Raw genomic sequence first — 18,397 nt, 5'->3', positions numbered from 1 at the left:
TCATGCGCGATCTCCCAGTCGCAGCGGCTTCGGGACAGTGAAAACAGGCGCCTCCAGCGCCGGGGCCACCGGCGGCAGGACGGCGGGGGCTTCGGGCAGGACCTCGGCCTCCGGATCGCTGCTGCCGGCGTTCATCGCTGCAATGTCGTATTCGGCCAGACGCTGGTAGCCATCGAACAGCTCCCGCCAGGGCAGGCGGAACAGATTGCCCAGGGCCTGTTCGACCGCATCACGCCGGCACCCGAACAGGAACAGGCGCACCTGCCCGCGGTAGACACAGGCCAGATCGCCCTGGCGGCGGATGCGCAGCTGCTGCAACGTCTGCTCGGCGCGCAGGCCGGCCACCGGCTGCAACGCCAGCACGGCGCTTTCCACCGCGCTGCCGTCCTGGTCGATGCGTTCGCCAGCGATCTGGCGGAAGCGTGCGGCGTTGACCAGGCCGCTTACCGGTGGCGGCCGATGCGCACGGATCAGCGGCTCCGGATCGTCAGCCAGCTGGCCCTGCCAACGCTGACGCTGCACGGTTTCCAGCAGGGTCAGCAGGCGCGGCAACGGCGTGGCTGACGGCACTACCAGGCTGCAGCCGCACTGCATCAGCAGCCGCTCATCAGCGTAGCGCAGGCAGGGCTGCAGCTCGCGCACCACCAGTTTCAGTGCATTGCCACGTTCCCGGCGCAGGCGGTGCAGCAGTCGGGCCAGTGCATCCACCTTGGCGTTCTCGTCGATGGCCAGCACTACGGTGGCCTCGCGCGCCTGCAGCGCGGCCGGCAACAATCCAGCCCAGCCGTCATACAGGTGCCAGGCTGCCGACAGTGGCGGCGCACCGTCCAGTACTTCGGTCTGGGCCAGGAAGACATCGCGATCACTGCCACTGGTGGCATCGACCCCAGTCCCGGCGGCATCGTCCTCGGCCAGATGGCGCAGCCCGCGGCTTTCCTGCTCGACGCCGAACGATCGCTGGGCCACCACGCCATGGCTGTTGGACCAGTAGTGCAGCAGCAGCTGCAGGGCACCACGATGCGGATGCAACTGGGCCACACCGGCGCAGCTCCGGTTCAATGACAACAGGCGCGGGGCCAGGGTCGCCACTTCGCCATGGCACAGCAACAGCAGCACCTGCTGCGCCTGCCCGGCCCAGTCCTGCAGCTGCTGGCACCAGCGCGCCAGCCGGGCATCATCCCAGCCGTCCAGCGCCGCCACCGGGAACTGCACCACGCTGAGCCGGGTGCGCACCGAGGCGGTGCGCGGCAGATCGGCGGTCAGCCCGCGCAGCGCCTGCTGCATGCCGTGATGCGACCGCTGGAACAGCCGCAGGCGGGCCGGCCCCTGATCGGCCGGCAGCAGCGTCAGCATCGATTCGGGCCCCCGCCCCAGCGTGACCAGCACGGCCTCATCCAGTGCGTCGGCCGTGGCCAGCACACCGGCACCGAGCAGATCCGTCGGCGCGCTGCCCGCGGCAACGACCCAATACAGGCCCCCGCTGCGCATCTCCACCAGTTCGGTGGGCAGTCCGGCAATGGCAAGGTGTGTTGCTGGCACGCCGGATCCTTTCATTGCCCCTCACCCAGGCCGACGGCCCGGCAGCGGGGGCGCTGCAGTGGAGAGGGGATCATTTCCATGACGCACATCACATTCATGTGTCTGTACGGCAATGATAGCCCTGATCTTCACGTCTGCGGGATCAAGACGCAGTCAACGCCCCCCCCGCGGAGCGGGGGGGGGGGGAGGCTCCAAACTCAGCAATGGGAGACCTGCGCTACTCGTACTGGATGGTGAACGTCGCCCGACCGTTGGCGGTGCCCGCACCGACGGTACCTGCCTGGGTCTGCACATAGCGCGCGCGCAACGGCAGCGCCATGACGCTGGTACCCGGCGCCGTAGTGCCGACGTTGATGGTCTGGCCGAAGCGCACTTCTCGCTCGGTGCTGCCGTCGCGCTGGACCATCTGGATGCCGATGCGCGTGGCGCTGTTGCTGGCCGCGCTGAGCTTGAGCACGCCCGGCATGTTCGAGCTGTCCTGGTCGGCGTCGAGGCGGATGCCGATCTTGCTCTGGTAGGCGGCCACGTTGCTGCCCTGGCAGTTCAGGCGGATCTCGAAATCGCGATCAGCGGCCTTGGAGCCGACACCGGTGAAGGTGGTGTTGGGCACGCTGCCGAAATCGACGGCGATGTTGCGGCTGCCGGCCTGCACTTCGCAGGTGGGGCTGACCACGGTGGTACCCGAGCCCTTGAACGTCGAGGTCAGCTCCGGACGGCCAGGACCGTCGCCGTCGAGATAGTAGGTGGTGAAGCGGCCGTTGGGCGCGATGATGCCCGAGCCCGTCTGCGCGGCGGTCTTGATCAGCTCCACGCGGAAGCGGCCACCATTGAGGGTCAACGTCCGGTTGCCCCCCAATTGCAGCGTGTGCGGGTAGTAGGTCTGGATGGTGCCCGAATCACGATAGACACGGATACCCACTCCCGCTACATCGGTCGCATAGACGTTGCTGAAACCCGGGACTGCGTTTTGCTGTGCGGCGTTGACGAAACGCCCGTTGGCACTACCGCCCCAACGATCGCAGTAACCGATGCTGTCGCGCTGGTTGATCGGCACGATCAACTCCTTGATCACACCACCGACGGGCAGGCTGGGCAGGATCACGATCTGCCCCATGTCCATCTGCACGTCCTGCGCGACAAAGCCCTGCTGGGTGATATAGCAGGTCGCCAACGCCGGGCTGGCCACGGCGATACCCCCCATCACGGCCATGGCGGCAAGCAGCGTGCGGCTGCGGGAAGAAATCATCGGCATGCTGCCTCCAGCGGGATGAAGCCGGTCTTGGACGCATCGGCGCCCGCCGGAACCTGGTAATCGATGGTGCAGCGCTGGTCTGCACCGGCGCCCCACTCCACCAGCAGGCGGCCCTGGCTCTTTTCACTGCGCACGTACAGGCGGCCGCCCTGGCTGACCATGCCCACCGGCTGGCCCTGCTCATCCTTGACCTGCGCACCGAACGGCATGCTGCGGCCATCGGCATTGCGTACCTGGATCAGCAGCGCATTGCCTTTGCGGGTATCGAAGCGCAGGTAGCTGATGGCACCGGCGAACGGCGCGATCGACTGGCTGGTGCTTTCCAGCTCGACGTCATGGGCCATGCCCTGCGGGTCGAGGGTGACGGTGTTGAGGCGGTACGGCGACACGTACGGGACCACCGCGTAGCCGCGGCCATCGACGCGCAGGCCCGGGGCGTTGCTGACGATCGCATCGCGCGCACCCGGCGCTTCCACCAGCACCATGGTGTCGCCCCGCTGCGGAGTGAAGGTGAAGCCGCCCGGATGCACGACCACGCTGCCGTTGGCACCGACCGAGGCCTGGCGGAAATCACGCGAGTGGCTGTAGGTCGCGTTCAACGCGGAGTAGCGGCTGCGGTACTCAGCGTTGCCGACCGCCGTGGTGCCACCCTCGCGGAAATCGGACAGCGCCACGCCGTAGCTGAAGTTGTTGTCGACGCCGGCCGACCCGGTGATGCCGACGCGGCTGTTGTCGTAGCCACCGCGATCGCGCATGCCCAGGTCGGCGCTGAACGATACCGGGTGAGTGCCACGGCCCAGCGGCACGCTCATCGACAGCAGGTACTGGGTGTCGGAACGGCCGAGCACGCCCTCTTCGGTGCGCAGCGCCGAGAAGCCGTAGTTCACCGAGCGCCAGGCGTTGTTGTAGCCCACCTGGTACTGCTTGGAGGTGCCCGAACGATCATAGAAGTCGCGCACCGAGCCGGTCACGTACAGCGCGCCGCCGCGACGTCCCAGCGGCTGGTTCAGCGTTATCTGGAACTGGCTGCGCTGACGGCCACGGGTGGTCGGATCGATGCCGCGCGTGTCCGAATCACGGCCATACAGCGCATCCTGCAGGCTGTAGAAGCCTTCGGTCGAATAGCGGTAGGCGGCCAGGGTCAGATTGGTGCCGGTCTCGCCGATCATGTTGCTGTAGCTCAGCCGCACGCTGGCGCCGGTGTGGCTGCCGTAGTGGTCGAACGAGGTACGCGCATGGGTGACGTCGGCAGCGAACGCACCGACCGGCGTGGACAGGCCGACGCCATACAGCAGCGACAGGTAGCCGTCGCTCAGCGCAGTGCCCCCGTACAGGGTCAGCTGGTTGCCGATGCCACGCTGGTAGGTCCCCTGCACCAGCCAGGGTTCGTCGGCCAGCAGCTTGTTGCGCACCTGGCCGGCGGTCAGCGAGTAGCGCGACACGCCTTCGCGCAGCATCTGCGGCACCGAGCCGAACGGCACCTTGAATTCGCGGCGGCGGCCATCGGCCTCGATCACGCTCACTTCCAGGTCACCGCCGTAGCCGGTCGGGTACAGGTCGTCGATGACGAAGCTGCCCGGCGAGACGGTGGAGGAGTAGATCAGCTGCTGGTTCTGGCGCACTTCGATGCGCGCATTGGTCTCGGCGATGCCGCGCACCACCGGCGCGTAACCGCGCAGCGAGTCCGGCAGCATGCGGTCGTCGCTGGCCAGGCTGGCACCACGGTAGCCGATCGAATCGAACAGTTCGCCGGTGGTGTAGGCCTCGCCGATGGTGAGCATGCCGCGCACCTGCGGGATGCCGCGTTGTGCGTAGGTGGCGATGCTCTGCCAATGGCGGCCGTCACCCTCGGACCAGGTCAGGTTGGAATCATGGCGGAACTGCCAGCCGCCCAGGTTCAGGCCGGCGTTGAGGCCGAGGTAGGCGCTGCGGTTGCGCTGGCCACCTTCCACACGGCTGTTGCTGTCGATGGCGTTGAAGCTGTAGCCGACGAAGCCGGCATTGATGCCACGGTCCCACAGCGCCGGGTTGACGTAGCCGCGCGCCTCACGGCGCAGGAACACCTGCGGGATGCTGAGGTCGTAGCGCAGGTTGCCGCTGTCATAGACACCATAGGCATTGGCCATGCGCTGCTGGACCGGCACGCAGCTGGTCTTGTCGGTGGGCACGGACGGATCCTGCTGCAGCAGCACGGCCTCGCTGTCCACGCCCATTTCTTCCAGCATCGGCAGCGGCAGGCAGGCGTCGACACGGCCCTGCGCATCGGCCTTGAACTGCAGATCGCGACGGCCCTGCCAGGCACCGTTGACGTAGACGTCGACACGATAGTTGCCGGCCACCATCGGATTGCCGTTGCTGAAGGCCGCCAGGTCGACCTGCTTGGCCTGGCCAGACAGGAAGCTGGAGTTGAACTGGGCCGATTCCGGTGCACGCGCATTGGCCGCACCACTCTGCGCCATCAGCGCCTGTTCGCCGAGATTGGCCGGGGCAGCCAGCGCCCATCCTGGGCAGGCCACACCAGCAACCAACAGGCAAAGCGCCTGATGGATCGACAATGTCAATCTGTTTCCGATCACACTGACATTCCTTCAATTCGCCGCACAGCGGCGGTGGCGGGATGCGCAGGCCAGGGGCCGGCGCGGCGCGTTCAGCCCCCGGTGCTGCCGAGGCGGATGGTGTGTTCCACCCGGCCGCCGTAGTCGTTGATGGTGATGAAGCGGACCTCGTCGGTGCCCGCCGGTGCGGCGAACTCCAGGCTCTGCTTCGGCGCGACCATCGCGCCCTTGTCCTCGACGGCCTTTTCACTGCTGCCGGTTACAGCATGTACTTCGGCCAGAGTGACGTGGAAGGGGCTCGGGTTTTCCACCCGCAGGCGGTCGCCATTGCGGGTCCAGCGCAGCGCTGCCGGCGCGTCGTTGGCGACGCCCTTCAGGCCCTGCGGCCGGTAGAAAAGCTTCAGGCGCGAACGGAACGCGACCTGCAGGTAATTCTGTTCGCCGCTTTCGGCGTTGTCCGGGGACGGCGGCACATCCAGCACGTTGAGCCAGAACACCGACTCACGGTCGGTCGGCAGCTGCGCGCCGGAGAAGATCAGTCGCAGCGCCTGGCTGCGGCCCGGCTCGACACGCGCGATCGGCGGTGTAAGCACGAACGGGGCATCGCTGGTATCGGCGGTCTGGTTGGCGTCGCCGCTGTCGATCCAGGCCTGCACCAGCGCCGGCGAATCGCCCACGTTGTCGACCTGCACGGTGACTTCGCGCGCCTGCGCCGGATAGATCACTCGCGTGCCATTGACCACCACGCCGGCCAGTGCGTTCTGGCAGAAGGGCAGCGTGAACGCTGCCAGCAGCAGCGCCCGGGGAAAGAATGCTTTCATCGGAAGTACTACGCTCGAGGGGTGTGGCCAGCGGCCGCGGAACACCGGCCGGCGCGAACGCCGGCCAGTGGGGGCATGACTGCGATCAGTTGTAGATGATCGTGTACTTGACGCTGCTGGTGACGTCGCCCGGGGTGGCGGCGGCAGTGGCGTAGTACTCAGCGTAGTAGTTCAGGTCGGCCGAGCCGTCGGTGCCGACGGTGACCCACTGCGAGTTGGTCTGGGCCAGGCCAGCACCAGCCGCCTTGATCGGCAGGAACTGGTTGTTCGAGCCCAGCAGCTGCAGCTGCACGTTGGTGGCAGCGTTGGCCGAGGCCTGGTTGACCAGGCGGCCACTGTTGAAGTCGACGGTCGAACCCGGCTCGAAGTAGGTGGCGACGTTGCCGGCGCTGCACTTGGTCAGGTTGATGGCGAACGGGGTGCGGCCCGCAACGGCGCCGGCGGTGGCCAGGGTGTTCTTGGACACGGTCGGCAGCGTCACGGCGAAGTCCTTGCCGCCCGGGGTCGAGATGGTGCAGGTCTTGTCGGTCACCTTGCCATTGAAGGTGATGGTGCCGTCGGCGGCGTTGGCGGCCAGCGGAGCGGCGGCCAGCATCAGAGCGGCGATGATATTGATCTTGTGCATTCGCTTTTACCTAACCCTACTGAAGAGATGAGAAGTAGAGGAGGAAGCAAGGAGCACTGCCGGGCTAACAAGACCCATCCTTGCGTCTCACCTGTGGCCGGACTCGGACGTAGCTTTCCCTGAATCCGTGACGCAAGTATAGGTACAAGTGTGATGAAAGTCTCATTATTTTTCTGAACGCCAATTCATTGACGCTGGAAATGTGACGTGATAGCCGAAATCAGGACCCACGGGGGTTCGGGAACCCGACGGTCGCCGGATCAGGTCAGAAGCGACCCTGGATGACGCTTCGGGTGGCGCGTTCGGCATGCACGGAAACAAACCTTTTCCCGGCGGAAATCGGCTTCTTTGATGCGCATCACTCTTTCTTGGTGATGTCCCTAGCAGATTCGAAATCGTCCTATTAAAGGCTGATCGAAGGTGTCGCTAACTAGGACACACCGAACCAGAGAACGTGTCATGAGGAATTCCATTCTGCTGTGCGTGGCCCTGATGTCCGTCAGTGCGCTGGCCCAGGCCAGCAGCGGCAGCATCCGTTTCAGTGGCCGCATCGCCGAGCCGGGCTGCACGACGAATCTGTCCCAGGGCGAGCTGAGCCTGGCCGCCTGCCCGCCGTCGGCCAAGGGCTCGACGGTGGAAGTGACGGCGCTGGCCGACGGCCCGGCCGCGACGCTGCGCAACGGCAAGCGCCAGGGCCAGAAGCTGTCGGTGTCGGCCAGCGCGCTGCGCGCCGGCGATATCGCCTTCTCCGAGCGTTACAGGGTGCAGGCGTCGACGCAGCAGCCGCTGCAGGGCGCCTACCTGGTGGTGGTCGACTACCTGTAAGCCGGCACGCTTACGCCGGCGGCAGCTCGAACACCTGGCGCAGGTAGGCCAGGTAGCCCGGGTCGTCGCACATGCTCTTGCCTGGCGAATCGCTGAGCTTGGCCACCGGCTGGCCATTGCAGCGGACCATCTTGATGACGATGTTGAGCGGCGTTGGCCCCAGATCATTGGTCAGGTGGGTGCCGACGCCGAAGGCGACCTGGCAGCGACCACGGAAGTAGTCGTACAGGCGCATCACCTTGGCGATGTCGAGCCCATCGCTGAACACCAGCACCTTGGTGCGCGGATCCACCCGGCGCTGCTGGAAATGCGCCAGCATGCGGTCGCCCCAGTCGAACGGATCGCCCGAGTCGTGGCGGACACCGTCGAACAGCTTGCAGAAATACATGTCGAAATCGCGCAGGAACGCATCCAGGCCGACCACGTCGGACAGCGCGATGCCGAGGTCGCCGCGGTACTCGCGTGCCCACGATTCCAGTGCCGCCACCTGCGAATCACGCAGGCGCGGGCCAAGTGCCTGGAATGCCTGCAGGTACTCATGGGCCATGGTGCCGTGCGGGGTCATGCCGTACAGGCGGGCGAAGTGCACGTTGCTGGTGCCGACCAGTTGCGGGCCGAGCGCATCGCGCAGCAGCGGCAGCAGGCGCGCATGCCAGTCACGCGAATAACGGCGGCGGCTGCCGTAGTCGGCAATGCGGCACTGTTCGAAACCGGGAGTATCACGCAGCAGCGCGGCCTTGGCCTGCAGCCGACGCTCGCCCTCGGCAAAGTCGGCGGTGGTGGTGTTGCGGAACCAGACTTCGTTGATGATCGCCAGCAGCGGGACTTCGAAGAGGATGGTATGCAGCCACGGGCCAGTGATGTCCAGTTCGATTTCGCCGGGCACGGCCGTCGACGCGCGCAGCTGGATGTACTTGCGGTCCAGATGGAACAGGCCGAGGAAATCGGCAAAGTCGGGCTTCACGAAGCGCAGGCCGCGCATGTAGTCCAGTTCCGCGTCGCTGAAACGCAGGCTGCACAGGTGGTCGATCTCTTCGTCGATCTGGTCGATGTAATGGGCCAGGTCGATGCCGGGCGTGCGGCACTTGAACCGGTACTGCACCTGGGCACCGGGGTGCTGGTGGAGCACCGCCTGCATCATGGTGAACTTGTACAGGTCGGTGTCGAGCAGGGACTGGATGATAGGCATGAGGCGGATTATGCGCCCGGACGGGTGAACCGGGGTGGCCGCGGGCACGCTCGGCTCTCCGCGTGGGTAGATCCGCGCCATGCGTGGATGCAGGTTCGGCCCTACAACGACCTGCGCAACAGGCGCGGTACCAGCATCAGGGCGTGCCCCCAGATCGCGGCCCACACCGCCACGCGCACCGGCAGCGAACGCTGCCTGGCCTCGAACTTCTGAAAGTAGCGCCACAGGCCCCTGTGCTTGTGCCATTCAACGAAGAACGGCCGCGATCGGCTCGAGACGCCACGTACATGGGTGACCTGCAGGTCGTTTGCAATCGCCACCACGGCCCCGGCTTCGCGTGCACGCCGGCACAGGTCCAGGTCTTCGGCGTGCAGACGATACCCGGCGTCCCAGCCTCCGATCCGGTCGAACAATGCACGCGGCATCATCAGCAGTGCGCCAGACAGTGCCGGCACCCGCTGCAGCACCTGCTGCGGGTCACGCGGCAGCGCCAGCTTCGAGCCCTTTCCCGGCGAGCGCAGCATCATCAGGAAATCCGGGTCGCGGCGGCGCACGGCTTCGTCGGCATGGCCCTGCTCGTCCACCTGCTCGACACCGAGCAGGCAATCGCCCAGTGCTTCCGCCCGGCTGCGCAGTGCGGCCAACGTCTCCGGCTCGACCATCAGGTCCGGGTTGATGAAGGCCAACCAGGGGCTGCGCGAATCGGCCACGCCCTGGTTGTTGGCAGCGGCGAAGCCGGGATTGTCCGGGTTGCCGACGAAACGCACGCGCGGATCGTGGCTGGCATGGCGCTGCACGATGTCCAGCGTGCCATCCATCGAGCCATTGTCGATCACCCGGATCTCGGCCACGTCCTGCGCCTGGCGAAGGCGCGAGAGGCAGGCATCGATGGTGCTGGCACTCTGGTAGGTCACGACGATGGCGGCGATGGCAACATTCAAGCGAGTGACTCCGGCGCGGAAGGAACGAACAGGTCGCCCTGTTCCTTCGGCATTATCGCCTGCCGCATGCGCTGCTGCAGGTCGGCGCGCAGCCCGTGCAATGGATCGTGCATCAGGAAATCGGCCAGGCGCGGCACCCAGCCAGGCCAACGCGCAGCCAGCGCCTCAAGGTCGCCATCGCGGCTGGCCGCCTCGCCCGCCCGGCTCACAAAGGCGGTCTCGCACAGTACGTTGCGCCAGCCCAGGCCGGCCATGCGCAGGCTGAGGTCGACCAGGGCCGCGTTCCAGCCAGCGTAGCTGTCCACATCCAGGCCACCGGCGCGGCGGCGCGCATTGCCACGCACCAGAACCGCATGGGTGACCGCCGATGGCAGTTCCGGGTGCAGCGCCGGCAAGGCGGCGCAGGTCTGTGCCAGCAGCGCCGCATCCTCGGGCTCGGGATTGATCTCGCCCAACCGTGGCCACGCTGCGGTTTCGCCGGCATTGCACCACGGGGTTGCGGTCGCGATGGCGGCATCGCGGGCGAAGGCGTCCTGCAATTGTTGCAGCCAACCCGGCGCAGGCACGCTGTCCGGTGCCAGCACGGCCACGTCCAGGCCATCGCAGGCGCGCAGCATCTCGTCCAGATGGGCGACCTCGCCCAGTGGCCGCGCGCGCCGGGTGTACTCGGCCTGTAGTGGCGTATGTGCCAGCCAGTGTTCCACCACCGCCTGCGCACGCGGCCCGGTCTGCGCATCGTCGGCCAGCCAGACTGCGGTGCCCGGCGCGGTGCCCGCATCCAGTGCGGCCAGGCAGCGGTCGAGCGCGGCATCGTCCACGCACAGCGGCAACAACACGATCGCCCCCATCCCGCCTCCGTGGTTGTCGGTGGCCACAGCCTAGCACCGGGAGGGTATCGGCCGGGTTGCTCCCGGCACCCGCTTCAGGCCAGGGCAACAGCAACAGCCGAAGCAAGAGCTGGGTTCCTGGGGTTGGCGGGGTGGGTCCGGTTGCGGGGGACGCTGCAAGTACGTCCATGTAGGTCGGTCGCCGCATCCATGCGGCTCACGCCCCCACAACCGGACCCACCCCACCGTCGACAGTTTTCCGCGACCTGCCTGCTCTTCTGTAGAGCCGAGCCGTGCTCGGCTCAGATCTCACAGATATCGAAATATTCGATTTCGATGGAGAGTCATCCACGCATGGCGTGGATCGTGTCGACCAAGGTCGACACCTACCAACAGCAAGCAGGAAACTGTCGAAGGCGGGGCACTGCGGGTTTGCGGGGTGTGAGCCGCATGGATGCGGCGACAAGCCTACATGGACGTATTCACGGCGTCCCCGCAAACCCACAGTGCCCCGCCATCCCTCAGTAAACCCGCTGTTGCTGTTGCTCCGGCCTCGGCGGGTGCCGGGCGCAGCCCGGCCGCAAACCCCTTACTTCTTTGCGCGCGGCTGGTTCAGTGGCTCCATCGCGCGGAAACGCTGGCTGTACTCGTCGGTCAGATTCCGCGCTTCCAGGCTGTTGCGCACGATGCTCGGGGTCAGCAGCACGATCACTTCGGAACGGCGGCTGGAGCGGCTCTTCTGCCCGAACAGCGCGCCAACCACCGGAATCCGGCTCAGGCCGGGAATGCCGCTGCTGCCATCGGTGCCCGAATCGGTGATCAGGCCGGCCAGCATGATGGTGTCGCCGCTCTGCACCGCCGCTTCGGTCGACAGCTTCTTTGTGGAAATGCGCGGGTTGCAGTTGCGCTCGGTCGGATTGCAGTTGTCGGGCACGTTCGAGGCGCTGCTCACTTCCTGCACGATGTCGAGGAACACCGTGCCGTCGCGGGTCACGCGCGGGCGCACCTTCAGGATCACGCCGGTGTCGATGTACTGCACCGAGCTGTAGCTGCTGGTGCCGATGCCGGTATTCACCGTGGTGGTGTTGATCGGCACCTTGTCACCGACGTTGAGCGTGGCCTCGGCGTTGTTGCGCACGAACACCGAAGGCGTCTGCAGCAGGCGTACATCCGTGACCTTGTCCAGCGCACTCACCACCGCCGCGCCATTGTGGCCGGTGAATGCCCAGCCCAGACCTTCGCCGCCCGTTGCGGCACCGGCGAAGCTGCTCCACGAGCCACCCGCTGCCGCCGGCAGGGTCACGCCGCCCAATGCGCCCGTCAGGGCACGCCCGGCCACGGCGTTGTCGAAGAACCAGTTCACGCCGTACTTCAGGTCGCCATCGAGCGAGACCTCGGCCACCTGGGCTTCGATGTGCACCTGCAGGGGCATCACATCCAGCTTCTCGATCACCTCGCGGATCGACCGCCAGGCCTGCGGGGTCGAACGCACCAGCAGGGTGTTGGTCTCCTCCACCGCCGACACGCCCACGCGGTCGCCTTCCACTTCCAGGCTGACACTGACGTTGCCGGACTGGCGCTGCGGCAGGTTCATGCTGCCGTTGCCACCGCCACTGGAGCTGCTGCCCGGGACCGAGCCGAAGCTGCTGCTGTTGTTGGTGCTGTCCATGCCACGATCGGAGTCGCTGCCCAGCTGCGACGGCATCGCCCCCGGGGCCAGCGAGGCCGGACTGGAACCGCCGCGGTTGCCACTGCTGGCAAATGCTTCACTGAGCCGTTCGGCCAGGTCACGCGCCTTGATGTAGCGCAGCTCGTAGGAAAACAGGCGGGCACTGCCACCGGCGGTATCGATGCGGTCCAGCCACTGCTGGATCTGGTCCAGGTAACGCACCTGCGGGGTGATCACCAGCACCGCGTTGGCGTTTTCCAGCGGCAGGAAGCGGAACATGCCGGCACTGGGCGTCTTGCTCTCCTCGCCGAATACTTTCTCCAGGTCGGCAGCCACCTGCTCGGCCTTGCCCGACTGGATCGGGAACACGCCCACCGACATGCCCGACAGCCAGTCGACGTCGAAGATCTCGACGGTGCGCATGTAGTTTTCCAGCTCTGCGCGGGTACCGCCCAGGGTGATCACGTTGCGGCCGCTGTCGACGTTGACGATCGCATTGGGCCGCGCATAAGGCTCCAGCACCTTCTTCATCTCGGTGGCGGAGATGAACTGCAGCGGGACCACGCGGACCTCGAAGCCACGCGCGCTGGCGGCTGGCGCCGTGCTCGGCGCAACCGTACCGGCCAGCGCCTGGTCGGCGGCAACGATGTTGTAGCGCCCACCGCTGTAGACCATGCGTGCGTTGTTCCAGCCCAGCACCATCTCCAGCAGGTTCAGCGCCTGTGCCGGCGACACCGGCTTGGGGGTGGCCAGGGTGACCGTGCCCTGCACCCCCGGTGCGATCACGTAGTTCTGGCCCAGCATGTCGCCGAGGATGGCCTTGACCACCGCATGCAACGATTCGCCTTCGAAGTTGAAGGTAGCCTCGCCGGTGCTGGCGCCATGCAGCGCCGGTGCCGGTGCGCGGGCTGCTTCGCGGTTGATCATGGTGCCGGTGCCACGGCGGATCACCGCCTGCGGCGCGCCCTGGGCGTCACGGGCGGCGTCAGCGGTGACATCGGCCGCCCGGCCAGCCTCGGAGGTGGGCGACAGATTGCCCTTACGCTGCACGTGCGGCGCGGACACGGTGCTGCAGCCGACCAGCAGCGCGAGGGCAAAGGACCAGGGAAGGAAACGCAGGCTCATGCATTCACTCTATCGGTTGGTGCCATCGCCCGGGGGCGGCGACGGTTGTTGCTGCTGTTGTTGCTGCTGTTGTTGCTGCAGCTGGCGGCGACGGGCCTGGATGCGTTCGCGGATGGCCTGCATCTGCGCTTCGCTGGGGCCGTTGTTGGTGGCAGGGGCGGATGCCGCAGCCGAGGGCGCTGGCGCACTGCCAGCAGGCGACGGCGATGGGGTTGCCGCAACCGGCGGCGGTGCCGGCGGAGCGCCTGCCGGGGGCGGCACAACGATCGCACCTGCCGGCGGCACACCATTGGCGCCGCGCAGTACGGTCGGCGGTTCACCGCCCTGCCCGTTGAATACCGCCAGTTCCAGCACCTGGTTGCCACCGGGGCCGATCACGGTGGCCTGGCGCGGCTGCAGCGCCACCAGCTGCCAGCCGTCGACAGCTTCACCGTTGAGGCGCAGGCGCAGCGAGCGGTTCTGCTCGGTGGTGAAAGTGGCCATCCCGAAGTTGCCGGTCAGCAGCACGCCGGTCAGGCGCAGCGCGGCACTGGCGGCGGGCTCGCTGCCACCGAGCAGGTAGGGCTTGGGCCTGCGGTCCTCGGCGAACAGCGGCCGCTCGCTGATTGCGCTGTAGCTGTCGGCGCTGGGCATGCGTTCTGCAGCCAACGGCGGCAGCACCGGCAACGAGGGCACCGCGTCGGCATTGCCGCCGGCAGCTGGCAGCTGGCTGCCCAGCCCGAAGCCGGTGGCCAGCCAGACCGCTGCCGCCCAGCCGGCCAGTGCCAGCAGGAAACCGGTGCGCAGGCTGATCTGCTCAAGCTTCATCGGCCACCTCCTGCCCCTCTTCCGGCGCAGCCGGTGAGGGTGCCGGTGCAGCCGAAGGCGGTTGCGGCGCCGCGCCCGGCTCGGCTGCCGGTGCCGCCGCAGCGCCATCGGCAGCGGCACCGGGCAGCAGGTAACCGGCCAGTTCGAACGACACGTCCAAGCCGAGCCCGGATTCATTCGGCGACTGCTGGAAGCGCTGCGCGATCAGGTTGAGGTTGTCGACGAACAGGCGCGGGCTGCCGGTTTCCAGGCTGTGCAGCACCGTGGCCAGTTCGGCCACACCGCAACGCAGGCGCACCTGCATGGCCACGCGCACGAACTCGGCGTCACGACGGTTGTCGGCCAGTGGCGTGCGGTTGCTGATGGTGCAGCTGCGGTTGCCCGGGCTGGCCATCGCCACCGCATCCTGCAGCTTCGCGCCGAGCGCAGCGGCTGCAGCTTCGGCGGTGGCTTCACGCAGGAAGCCCGGCCGCTGCTGCAGTGCCTCGCGGGTGGCGCGCAGGCGTTGTTCGATCTGCGGCTGCTGCTGCAGCTGCGCCTGCACGCGCTGTTCGCGCTCGCGCAGGGCGGCCACGTCGGCGTCGATTTCACGCAGTGGCCGGGTGAACCAGGGGTGCACCAGCAGCAGGTAGGCCAGGCCCAGCACTGCCAGCAGCAGCGCCAGTGCCAGCCAGCGGTCACGGCGTGCGCTTGGCATCGGCATCGGCCGCCTCCCGGGCCGGGGCTGCAGCCGGCAACGGCTGCAGTTCGGCAGTCATGGTGAAACGGTCACGGCCGCTGGCAGCACCATCGGCCTGCAGTACGCCGGTCAGATTGACCTTGCGCCACTGCGGTGCGTCCTGCAGCAGCTGCACCAGCTGCGACGCCTCGCGGCTCAGGCCGATCAGCTGCAGGTTGTTGTTCTCGATGGCCAGCTTTTCCAGATAGGTGCCCTCCGGCAGGCGCCGGGTCAGTTCATTCCAGATTTCCACCGTTCCGGCACGCTGGCTGCGCTGCTTTTCCAGGAATGCGGCACCATCGATCAGCGCCTGCAGCTGCGCGCGTTCGCTGGCGACACCACGCGCACTGCGTGCACTGCGCTCGACCTGCGCACGCAGCGCATCGGCAGCGTCACGGCGGTTGTCGAGCAGCTGCACGGCGGCCAGCACCAGCATCACCAGCGCGGCCACGGCCAACAGCACGTTCCAGCGCCGCATGGGATCCGCGCGCAACTGGCGCTGCGCCGGTGGCAGCAGGTTCACCTGCAGAGGCTCACCCTCGCTGTCGATGGCATCGACACCGGCCAGTGCATCGGCCCACTCGCCCACGCTGGCCCGCCACGCTTCCAGCTGGCGCAGCGGCCAGGCGATCAGTTCGACCTGCAGCTGGCCCTCGGCTGCGCCCCCCAGCTCACGCACGTCAAAGCTGACCTGGCTCGATTCGAACGGCGTCTGGCGGTCGATCTCGAAACCGACCACGGCGCGCAGGCGGTCGGCCGCAGCCGCGGGCAAGCGCAGATGACGACGCAGTACCTCGCTGGCCGGCAGCAGCCACACCCGTGGCAGGCTGCGCAGCCGCGGTTCCAGCACGCGGTCCAGTTCCACCGGCGACAGCGGCCATGGCACGCTGGCAACCGCTTCGCGGCGTTCACCGGCCTCACGCCAGACCTGCAGCTGGTCACCCTGGCGCTGCAGCAGCAGGCGCGCCTGTGCCCAGCCCAGCGCCCACTGCCAACGGGCCGGCACCCACGCCAGCAGCGATTGCCGCCACCAGCGCAGGAAACGACCGGCGCCCGGGCCGATCCGGCCCTGCACCTGCCGCACACTGTCCTGCCATGCCGTCATCTTGCTGTCATTCCCTGCTCCCAGCGAAGCACTGTGTAGGACCGCCCGGGAACCCCGCCCGAGCCATTGCGTACCACTGCCTGCAACACCGACCGGCGTCCACTGCTGTCGGTTGCACGGGACTCGATACTATAGGTGCCGCTGCTGCTGGCAAGCGTTGTCGCACCGCCAGCGGTATCTGCGTCACGCTCCTGCTGGGCGCGCTGCGCCAGCACGGTATCCGCATCCAGCCCCAGTGCGGTCAGCACCGGCGCGCTGGCGAACTGGGGATCCGGGCGCGCCTGGCGGCTGTACAGGGTCAGGTGGGGCAGCATGGCCTTGTACAGCGGGCCGCGCATGCCCAGCACCCGCTGCAGTTCGCCGAGTGTCTCAAAGCGCTTGTTGCGCGGGCCATACGGCAACCCGGCCGCCGCGTAGTCCGGCGCTTCGGCACCGCCACCGGGCTGCAGCAGGCTGTCTTCATCACGCCAGTCAACAATGGCGCCGGCCATCTGCCGGGCAGCGCCTTCGTCTTCACCGAGTGCCTTGAGGAACGCCGTCAGCAGGGTCACGTCGGCCAGGTTGAGGTTGATCTTGCCATTCTCGTCCAGCACCTTGATCTCGATGCTGGCGTCATCGAACTGCCAGCGGTAGGTGCGGCCATCGGCACGCCAGGGCGCCCGCAGCGGATCAGCGGACAGGCGCAGCAGCGCGTACTCCAGGCCGGCGCGCGCACGTTCCTGCCCGCGTGCATCGTCATCCAGTACCCGCTGCTGCAGATGCTCGACCCGTGCGCTCAGCGCGAACGCACCGACCAGCGCGGTCATCAATGCGATCAGCCACAGCACCAGCACCAGCGCCGCACCGTGTTGCCGGTTCATCGCGCACCTCCACTGCCACCGGCGCGCGGTGCCACCACCAGCAGTGGCCAGGGCGCGCCCTTGGCGGGCACAATCCTGATCTCCACCAGCATCGGCAGCCGCCGGGTATCGTCCCAGCGCGGCATCCAGTCACTCATCTGACCGGTGCCCGCATCGATGCCGCGATAGCGCAGCTGCACCGACTTCAGGTTCTCAACCAACACCTCCGGCGGGCGTGGCGGATTCTCGGCGATGCGCTCGCCTTCCTGCAGCAACACCAGGTCCAGCAGCAGGCGCTGTTGCCCCTCGCGTCCGTCCACCTGCAGCGCGTGCAGGTAGGAGCCGCCACGGCCGAGGTAGCCGGGCAGGTCGGCGGCGAACAGCATGCGCTGTTCTTCGCCCTGGAAGAACACCGGTTCGCGGGTGGGGTCCGGGACCTCCAGCGGGGTGCGCAGTGCGCCGGCCAGCTGCCTGCGCAGCAGAGACTCGACCGCCCGCATGCGTTCACTTTCGGCGGCGATCTGTTCGCCGCGCTGGCTGACCGCCATCGCCGAGCGCACGCTGGCAAAGGCCAATGCCAGGCCGCCGGCCAGCAGCACGGTGGCCAGCATTACTTCGACCAGGGTGAACCCTGCGGCACGGCGCTTCACCGCGCATTCTCCAGGTCGGGCGGCAACAGGCGCAGGCTGCGCCAGCGCAGCTGTTCGCGCTCGCTGTCACCCCAGCGCACCTGCAGCTGCAGTTCGGCCAGCCAGGGGGTTCCCGGTGACGTTGCCTGCGCGACATTGCCTGCGCGCGGCTCCGCCCACGGCTGGACCTGCAATTCCCAGTGGTAGCGCCCCTGCTCCCAGTCTCCCTGCTGCCTGCCTGCCTGCAGCGGCGAGGCGACGCCGGTTTCGGCCAGCAGCGACTGCGCATGCAGCACCGCGCGCGTGCGCAGCTCGGCATCGCGCACCTGTTTTGCGCCGCCGGACAGGCTGCCCAGCAGCAGCGTCAGCGCCAGGCCCAGCAGGGCGAAGGCGATGATCACTTCCAGCAGGGTGAAGCCGCGGGCGCGCCGCTTCATTGCGCCCGCCAAGGGCCAGAGCGGACCTCACCGGTCAGCCAGCCCACGTCGATGCGCCACTCGGCGTCGTCACGCTGCAGCCGGATGCGGCCACCGCTGGAGCCGCCATCGGGGTGGAACTCGATCACGCCCTGCCCCGGCGCGGTGGCCAGCTGCGCGGCGCCTTCGAACTGCACCTGCAGCTGTGCCGGCACGTCACCGTGGCGCTGGTTGGCGCCTTCCCAGCGCCGCTTGGCCGGCTCGATGACAAAGCGCTGCGGCTCGCCGCGGGTGATCGCCTGCGCGCGCACCATGCGCAGCTGGTTGGCGATGTCCTTGCCGGCGCTGCGCAGCTGCATGCCAGCGAAACCGCGTGACAGGCCGGCAGCGGTGATCAGGCCGATCGCGGCGATCAGCGCGATCACCAGCAGCATTTCCAGCAGCGACAGGCCCGCTGCGCGCCTGCCGGGCAGGCGCGGGCGTTGCAACCGGCGCGGCAGGAAACGCGACATGCC

17 protein-coding genes are annotated in these 18,397 nt (G+C 67.7%); 1 reads left to right on the top strand and 16 read right to left on the bottom strand.

Translation table 11 applies throughout. From position 1 onward, the window contains the following. The 5 genes from AC5P7R_RS11120 to AC5P7R_RS11100 form a co-directional block, all read right to left on the bottom strand. A complete protein-coding gene (locus AC5P7R_RS11120; protein ID WP_167692779.1) occupies positions 1-1,539 on the bottom strand; it encodes a BcsE family c-di-GMP-binding protein in 1,539 nt (512 codons plus the stop codon). Between the two features lie 217 nt (positions 1,540-1,756). Then, the gene (locus AC5P7R_RS11115; RefSeq protein WP_478405647.1) at positions 1,757-2,791 is read right to left on the bottom strand and encodes a fimbrial protein; all 1,035 of its coding nucleotides are present in this window, start codon (positions 2,789-2,791) and stop codon (positions 1,757-1,759) included. Then, positions 2,782-5,346: a fimbria/pilus outer membrane usher protein gene (locus tag AC5P7R_RS11110; protein ID WP_495213861.1), complete on the bottom strand. Its 2,565-nt coding sequence runs from the start codon at positions 5,344-5,346 to the stop codon at positions 2,782-2,784. Before AC5P7R_RS11110 ends, AC5P7R_RS11115 begins: the two co-directional genes overlap by 10 nt. A gap of 92 nt (positions 5,347-5,438) precedes the next feature. Then, the gene (locus AC5P7R_RS11105) at positions 5,439-6,167 is read right to left on the bottom strand and encodes a fimbrial biogenesis chaperone (RefSeq protein ID WP_021203172.1); all 729 of its coding nucleotides are present in this window, start codon (positions 6,165-6,167) and stop codon (positions 5,439-5,441) included. Positions 6,168-6,252: 85 nt separating this feature from the next. Further along, positions 6,253-6,792 carry a fimbrial protein gene (locus AC5P7R_RS11100; RefSeq protein ID WP_019661017.1) on the bottom strand — a complete coding sequence of 180 codons (540 nt, stop codon included), beginning with the start codon at positions 6,790-6,792 and terminating at the stop codon, positions 6,253-6,255. A 459-nt stretch (positions 6,793-7,251) separates the two neighbouring features. On the opposite strand from AC5P7R_RS11100, the gene AC5P7R_RS11095 reads away from it, so the two are divergent. Beyond that, the gene (locus AC5P7R_RS11095; RefSeq protein ID WP_021203171.1) at positions 7,252-7,617 is read left to right on the top strand and encodes a hypothetical protein; all 366 of its coding nucleotides are present in this window, start codon (positions 7,252-7,254) and stop codon (positions 7,615-7,617) included. Positions 7,618-7,627: 10 nt separating this feature from the next. On the opposite strand, the gene pncB is transcribed toward AC5P7R_RS11095, so the two are convergent. From pncB to xpsH, 11 genes are all read right to left on the bottom strand, one after another. Then, entirely contained in the window at positions 7,628-8,806 is a 1,179-nt protein-coding gene (pncB, locus tag AC5P7R_RS11090) for a nicotinate phosphoribosyltransferase (RefSeq protein WP_021203170.1), read from the bottom strand. 101 nt (positions 8,807-8,907) lie between these two features. Further along, positions 8,908-9,747, bottom strand: coding sequence for a glycosyltransferase family 2 protein (locus tag AC5P7R_RS11085; RefSeq protein WP_019661014.1), 840 nt, complete (start codon positions 9,745-9,747; stop codon positions 8,908-8,910). Next, positions 9,744-10,595, bottom strand: a complete 852-nt coding sequence (locus tag AC5P7R_RS11080; protein WP_021203169.1) for a glycosyltransferase family 2 protein — start codon at positions 10,593-10,595, stop codon at positions 9,744-9,746. Before AC5P7R_RS11080 ends, AC5P7R_RS11085 begins: the two co-directional genes overlap by 4 nt. A 568-nt stretch (positions 10,596-11,163) precedes the next feature. Then, on the bottom strand, positions 11,164-13,368 hold the full coding sequence (gene gspD / locus AC5P7R_RS11075) for a type II secretion system secretin GspD (protein WP_021203168.1): 2,205 nt from the start codon (positions 13,366-13,368) through the stop codon (positions 11,164-11,166). Positions 13,369-13,377: 9 nt separating this feature from the next. Further along, the gene (locus AC5P7R_RS11070) at positions 13,378-14,175 is read right to left on the bottom strand and encodes a type II secretion system protein, XpsN-like (protein ID WP_021203167.1); all 798 of its coding nucleotides are present in this window, start codon (positions 14,173-14,175) and stop codon (positions 13,378-13,380) included. Then, the gene (gspM, locus tag AC5P7R_RS11065; protein WP_238558844.1) at positions 14,165-14,872 is read right to left on the bottom strand and encodes a type II secretion system protein GspM; all 708 of its coding nucleotides are present in this window, start codon (positions 14,870-14,872) and stop codon (positions 14,165-14,167) included. The genes AC5P7R_RS11070 and gspM overlap by 11 nt, the downstream gene beginning before the upstream one ends. Then, positions 14,853-15,998 carry a PilN domain-containing protein gene (locus AC5P7R_RS11060; protein ID WP_021203165.1) on the bottom strand — a complete coding sequence of 382 codons (1,146 nt, stop codon included), beginning with the start codon at positions 15,996-15,998 and terminating at the stop codon, positions 14,853-14,855. Before AC5P7R_RS11060 ends, gspM begins: the two co-directional genes overlap by 20 nt. Then, positions 15,995-16,858 carry a type II secretion system minor pseudopilin gene (locus tag AC5P7R_RS11055; RefSeq protein ID WP_019661008.1) on the bottom strand — a complete coding sequence of 288 codons (864 nt, stop codon included), beginning with the start codon at positions 16,856-16,858 and terminating at the stop codon, positions 15,995-15,997. The genes AC5P7R_RS11060 and AC5P7R_RS11055 overlap by 4 nt, the downstream gene beginning before the upstream one ends. Continuing rightward, entirely contained in the window at positions 16,855-17,487 is a 633-nt protein-coding gene (locus AC5P7R_RS11050; RefSeq protein WP_019661007.1) for a type II secretion system protein J, read from the bottom strand. The genes AC5P7R_RS11055 and AC5P7R_RS11050 overlap by 4 nt, the downstream gene beginning before the upstream one ends. Next, on the bottom strand, positions 17,484-17,903 hold the full coding sequence (gene xpsI, locus AC5P7R_RS11045) for a type II secretion system protein XpsI (protein ID WP_019661006.1): 420 nt from the start codon (positions 17,901-17,903) through the stop codon (positions 17,484-17,486). Before xpsI ends, AC5P7R_RS11050 begins: the two co-directional genes overlap by 4 nt. Further along, positions 17,900-18,394, bottom strand: a complete 495-nt coding sequence (gene xpsH / locus AC5P7R_RS11040) for a type II secretion system protein XpsH (RefSeq protein WP_019661005.1) — start codon at positions 18,392-18,394, stop codon at positions 17,900-17,902. Before xpsH ends, xpsI begins: the two co-directional genes overlap by 4 nt. Positions 18,395-18,397: the final 3 nt, after the last annotated feature.

Source organism: Stenotrophomonas sp. YJH_SMC_27 (genome assembly GCF_059369815.1).
This window is presented reverse-complemented; position numbering and strand designations above follow the sequence as displayed.